The 6,296-nt window shown below is 28.9% G+C and carries 3 protein-coding genes; all 3 read right to left on the bottom strand.

Annotated features, from left to right (window positions below; all coding sequences use genetic code 11):
- Nucleotides 1-117 precede the first annotated feature (117 nt).
- Nucleotides 118-996: a hypothetical protein gene (locus DFQ10_RS18225; RefSeq protein WP_147299253.1), complete on the bottom strand. Its 879-nt coding sequence runs from the start codon at nucleotides 994-996 to the stop codon at nucleotides 118-120.
- A gap of 505 nt (nucleotides 997-1,501) precedes the next feature.
- Nucleotides 1,502-2,182 carry a hypothetical protein gene (locus DFQ10_RS18220; protein WP_115818889.1) on the bottom strand — a complete coding sequence of 227 codons (681 nt, stop codon included), beginning with the start codon at nucleotides 2,180-2,182 and terminating at the stop codon, nucleotides 1,502-1,504.
- Between the two features lie 1,082 nt (nucleotides 2,183-3,264).
- Nucleotides 3,265-6,042, bottom strand: a complete 2,778-nt coding sequence (locus DFQ10_RS18205; RefSeq protein ID WP_115818886.1) for a TrlF family AAA-like ATPase — start codon at nucleotides 6,040-6,042, stop codon at nucleotides 3,265-3,267.
- Nucleotides 6,043-6,296 lie beyond the last annotated feature (254 nt).

Genomic DNA, 6,296 nt, shown 5'->3' with positions numbered 1-6,296 from the left:
TAGCTAAATCAGGATTAATATATGATGGAAATTATAAAAGTACTTTAGTGAAAAATTAATACATTTTTACTTGTTTTTTACCACAGTACTTTGTTGTAGCACGTATTTATTTCAGTTTTATGGTAATTCAAAAGCCGGATTATCAAAACAACTTTCCAAATATTTCATTCCTATTAATTGCTCTATAATTTGTCCAGTTTTCGAATGACAATAGTTGTGGTTTTCGGCAAAGTCCAATATTTTATTAATTCCAATCGATAGGTTTTCGGAACTTTCCAAACTAAAAATTTCAATCCAATCTTCATTCACGATTGCATAGTGGAAATTCGGCTCATCATTTTCTAAATAAGCGAAAGTATAAATTCCACATTCCACTTTTTTCTCTTTGTCAACACCATAGTAAATATCCATTTTCGAGACCAACAGAAAGTCTGAATATTTAAAGTATTGGTCAATATCATTAAGTTCTTTTTTTTCTACTAGAAATTCCGCAAGTTTTAATTTCAAAGTATTTAAATCGTAAGTGCTCTTTCTTGGTTTTAATTCAAATTCGCAATTTTTATCATTTCGACGTCTTGGGTTTTTATTTATTCTATAATACACACCTATGAGTCTAGAAATATAATCTTGAGTGATTTCAGTACAATATTTTTGACTTTTAGCAAATTTCAATGTTGTCTCTATTGAGTCTTTCAAACCTTGAGAAGTTGAGATATCTAAAATGTTAAATGAATTATTGTCTACAATAACAAAAAAAGAAAGATTGTGTGTTGAACCATTATTAAAAACATAAATTCCATTTTTGAGGTTTTCGTCAACTCGATTTTTATGAATTCCACGAAGGCTAACTCTTTTGTTGTTACTTCTGATTTGATTTTTTTCCATCAAAAATTCCACAAGTTCGAGTTTCAAACTTTCCACAGTTAATTTTTCAGTTTCTTGGCAAAAACTGAAGTTTGATGTAAGCAAAATTATTAATAGAAGTACGTTTCTCATATGTGCTACAACGTTAAGGCTATAGTTTCGTTACGGAATGTCACGCAGTGTCATTCCGATGTTTACCGAAAGATAGTAAAAGTGCAGGGAATTTCCGATAGGAAATTCCGTAGTAATGAATAATAGGTGTTGTTAGCGACAGTATTTTTAATAACCGCTAACATAATCCGTTCTGCTTGTCAGTACGATGTAGTAGAGTAGGCTAGCGACACAGATTGCAATGGTACTATATTTGGCGGATGAGAAACGGATCCGACGTTAAACTTGGTTTTCAAGAGTTGAGTTTTTTAGTTTTTTTGTCTTAAAATTCTAAAAAAAAAATCGCGAGAAAAGAAGCTGGCAAAAAATAGCGAATTGCATTGTCGCTAACGTTTTGGTATATGGTTTGTTGCGTGGTTTGAGCAACTAATTTAGTAAATAATTACCGACCAAGAAAGTCCGCGAGGACTTTCGCAAATAGGCAAGAAGCCAGCAATAAATTATATACGGTGTTGGCACAAGTATTTTATAAATATTTATTTTCAGTTATTTCCCATTCCGACATTTCTCCAAATTCGGAAAGTGATTTTGGTTTAATATCAAATTTTATAATTTCAGTTTCTACTTTTTCTTTAGATATACTTCCTGTTTCAGAAATTACTTCTCCTTTTTTAAAATCATATTTATCATTTTCAAAATTTCCGCTCGCAGAATGAACTCCATTACTTTCTGCTTTTATAATTACCATTTTGTTATTGTCAAACTCAAAAGTGTAAGATTGGTTTGAGCGAGTAAATTGATAATATATATTCAACAATCCATTTTCTATTGATAATTCAGGTTCCAAATGTGGTAACATTCCGCCTTCGTCTCCACGTGCGATAAACTTATTGTTTTGGATGATTGCTTTTTCAATATTGTTTTGATTTAGTAGAATCACAATAATTCGTGGTTTGCTTTTCAATAACTTACAATCCAAACATCTTTTTTCTAAAATACTGTCCTTTGATTCGAGTATTAAAGCAAAATCATTAAAACCGTCTTTGTTAAAGTCTCCAGAAGATTTTTCCAAGATTTTCCAATCAGAATTATTCTCAATTGTATTTATATTTTGTCCGATAAAATTCGGATATATAGATTCGCTATTTTGTGAACAACCCAAAATAAAAAATCCTAAAAATAATAATGTGAGAATTCGTTTTTTCATATTTGTGCCAACGTGTTTGTGTATGGTTAGTTGCGTGGTTAAGCAACTAAATTAGTAAACTTTTACGAACCTGTGAAAATTCCGCAGGAATTTTCGCAAGTAGGCAAGAACAAAGCAATTAATTATACACGGTGTTGGCAATTGGCTTTTTTTTGTTCGTAATTTTCCTAATAATTATTCCGCTAATAAAAGTTGTAATTATAGTTGAAAATATAATCATTCTATAATTCACATTATTCAAATCGTATTGAAAAATCCCGTCTTTCATTATTGGATTAGTAATTGACATTTTGATAAACTGACTTTCAAGAAAGCAATAAAGACAATAAAAAATTGGAATTAAAATCATATAGACTAAATTCAGTCCGATTATTTTATTTATAGAACTAACTTTTCTAGATATAAAATAAAATCCGATTGGTAATAAAGTAAGAATATAAGCAAAGTCGGTTCCAAAAAGTCTGAAGTCTTTTCCGCCATAAAATTCAAGTTCATAATTCGCAAAGTATGCAACCGTTTTACGAGTGAGTATTCGATAATCCAATTCGTATCTCATTCCGAAAATAAAAATCGCAATTATAATCAGAATTGTTAAAATGAGTTTTCTTTTTTTCAATTTATAAATATTGAAAACAATGTTAAAATTAAGAATATTGGATATCCAATAATCGAAAAATAATATTGATAATTTTTTTGTTCGCGATTTTTTATACTTAAAATAGTTAAAACAATTCCAATAATTAAAACCAAGCTTCCAACAATTGATAAAATTCCAATATTTTGTTCGAATCTTCCAACATCGTGAAATCCAACTGCAAAATTCATTACTAAATACGCAACTAAAATGTTGATTATAATTAAATAAATCAATAACCTAAAAGACCATTTTCTATAATTTGTTTCATTCATTCCTTTTAATTCCGTTTGAGTGAGTAGCTTGTTGCCAACGTGTTTGTATATGGTTTGTTGCGTGGTTTAAGCACCTAATTTAGCAAATAAAAACCGAATAGAAAATCCGCGAGGATTTTCGTAAGTAGGCTAGAACTAGCAATAAATTATATACGGTGTTACCTGCAGGCTTTTTAATTTATTCTATATTGATATTTATTCTCACGTTTTTTAAATGCTTCATATCCACCCTCAAGTCCGATTAGTGTTTCTCTTGTTTCCTCGTTTTCAATTGTCGTACTTTTAATTACAGTTGATTGACTTGCTTCGTCAATGCTTAAAATATGAATTAATTCCGCATCTCCATTAACTACAAAATTCGCATTATGAGTTGCAAAGACAATTTGCCTACTTCTTTTTCTGTCTTTAATTACCTCTACAAGGTAATTTGATATTAATAAGCTATCAAGATGGGCTTCAGGTTCGTCTATAATAATCGGATTATTACCTAAAAGTAAAAGGATTACAAGAACAGCTGTACACCTTTGGCCAAAAGATGATTTTTCAATTGGTCTTCCATCATATTGAACTTTTACCTTTTTAAATTCTAGATAATTTAAAAAGGTCATTTTAGTCAATAATTCATAAGCCTTAAAGTTTGACTCTATATCAAATAGCTCTATTAAAAAGCCTTTTGCATTTGAAGAGCTTGAGAGACTTTTTAGTTTATCTATAAACACTTCTTGTGTACTTATGTCTTTAGGTGAAATACAAAATAAAATTTCTTTTAAAATGCCATCGCCTTTGTAATTACTTTTTGAAAGTTGACTTTCAAAAAGGTTTTTAAATTCGTTAAATACTTTCTCATCCGCAGATAATTCGTCAAAATCAAAATTTAATGAAATAGGTTTAACGGAAGTGTTATTAAGATTTTCAAGAATTGAACTAATAGATTTAATTTGAGTCTCTATTTCTGTTTTGTAATCCAAACTAGCATTGATAGAAGCGCTTTCATCAAATTTGCTTATTTCTATTTGTAATGTTTTTATTTCATCTTCTCTTTTTTGAATTTCAACTTCTAATGAGTTAATTATGATATTTGCATTTGAAATGTCTTTTAAATTCTCTTCGGTAAGTCCTTTATCGGATAAATATTTTTTTAATTCTGCCTTTTTTAAAGTTAATTTCTTTTCTAATTCGGATATTTCTATCAATGAAGGTGAGAAATCATTTGTGGAAGTAGAATCTGAAATAGTTTTTATTGCTTTGACAATTTTATCTATTTCCAAAGCATATTGATTTTTTGGCTCTTCTTGTTTGTACGTTGATTGTATTTCTAATAACTCAAGAACTAATAAATTGTATTTTTCTGTGGATGATTTAAGTTGATTAAGTGTTATTGTTATTTCTTTTAATTCTTTATTGATTCTTTTGTATTCATCACTTGAAAATGAATCGACAAGTTTTTTGTTTGTAGATAATTCTTTTTTCTTTTGCCCTAGTTCAGCTTTTGAAGTTTCAATTTTTCTAACATTTATAATATGTTTTCTGTATTCAAGTAAACATTGTTTTAAAGTTTCTTCTTTATTTAGAATAAGACCAAACTCATCTCTTTTTAAAATACGACCATAAACAGCATTAGTTAACTTATGATAGTCTTGTGCGAAATCCTCTATCTCATTTTGACTTAGAAACTCAATATATTTTTCATCTGCATCATTATCGATTGCAACACTTTCATCTATTGATAAAATATTATTATTTGCATCTCGAATTTTTTTAGAAGAGAAAAATTGATTTTCTCCCGATTTTAGCTTTTCGTGTATTAAGTTAAGAATAGTACTTTTTCCCGCTCCACGTCCACCAATAATACAAGTGAAATTTGGACTTAAATGAATTTCATTTTTACCTGATAAACAAAATTTTTCGTTTTCAAATTTTGAATCCAATGGAAAATCTAAAGAAATCTTATTTATCCTGATAGGTGGTGAAATAGGTGCGTTAGCACCTAATTGAACTCTGTATTCAGGTTCAAATAATATTTGCTTTAATCCATCAAAACTAGTTTCTGATTTTATCCAAGTATATCTTGTAAATAGTTCGTCTTCTTTATGAGCGTCACTACCAACAATACAAGGCTTAAAACTCCCTCTTTCTTGAAGTACAAGTTCTCTTTCTTTTTGTTTTTGTTCATTTGTAGCATTTTCAACATTGTCAAGCCTCTTTCCTAAAAAGTATTTTACATCTTTCTCATTAGTTGAGAAAATTGCATTTGATATTTTATAAATTGTTTTTCTAACACCATCTAAACTACCTTCATCTCCCTCGAAGAGTGTATAATGTTTTTGAAGTCCTGAATTTCCATCTTTATTAGAATTGCTAACTACAGTTATAGTGTTTTCTCTGAAATTTCTATTCTTATCTAATAATGTTTTTAAACTTTTCGGGTCAATTGCAAAATTATTTAGACCTTCTGTATAAAGTGCGTTTTCATCAGTTATCTCAGGTTTTAATGTTTTTCCATAGGAAATTAAACCTTGTCGATTCATTTTAAAACTATCTTGGTTTTCTATTGTACCAAAAAAATCATTATGTAAATCATTAACGTATGAAGGATTGAATAAGCAATGTATATTAATTAGTTTATCAACTCCTGTACTTGGAAGCATTCTGAGTTCAACATTTGGAAAAATAAAAATGTCTCTTATAAACAGAATATCAGAATCTGAAAATAATTTAGCTCCTTCGGAATTGACTTTACTTTCAATATTCTCAATATATTCAATAGCTTTTAAATAATTTTCTATTGAAAAGTAATCTGTTATGCCAATACCACTAATTTGATTTTCAATAGCTTTTTTGAAGAATAGACCGAAAAAATCATCCATTGTTTCTGAACTAAATTGGTCATTTTTATTAGTTCCTTTTGTGTGGATATGTAAATCCCATTTTCTCCAAATATTTCCTATCATATTCTTTAATGTTCGAGTGTTTTTTCAGCTTGCAGGTAACGTTGTTGTGTATGGTTAGTTGCGTGGTTAAGCAACTAAATTAATAAACTTTTACGAACCCGTGAATATTCCGCAGGAATATTCGCAAGTAAGCTCAATACAGCAATTAATTATACACGGCTTAAGTTTACAATTCATTAAATTTAAGGATAAATCAGAAAAGACAAAAGAGAGGAGTAAGGTTAATATACACGCAGAAGCTTTAGACTTCGTCA

The sequence above is a fragment of the Winogradskyella eximia genome (assembly GCF_003386165.1).
GTDB lineage: Bacteria > Bacteroidota > Bacteroidia > Flavobacteriales > Flavobacteriaceae > Winogradskyella > Winogradskyella eximia.
The sequence above is the reverse complement of the archived record's forward strand: the minus strand, read 5'-3'. Positions and strand labels throughout refer to the sequence as shown.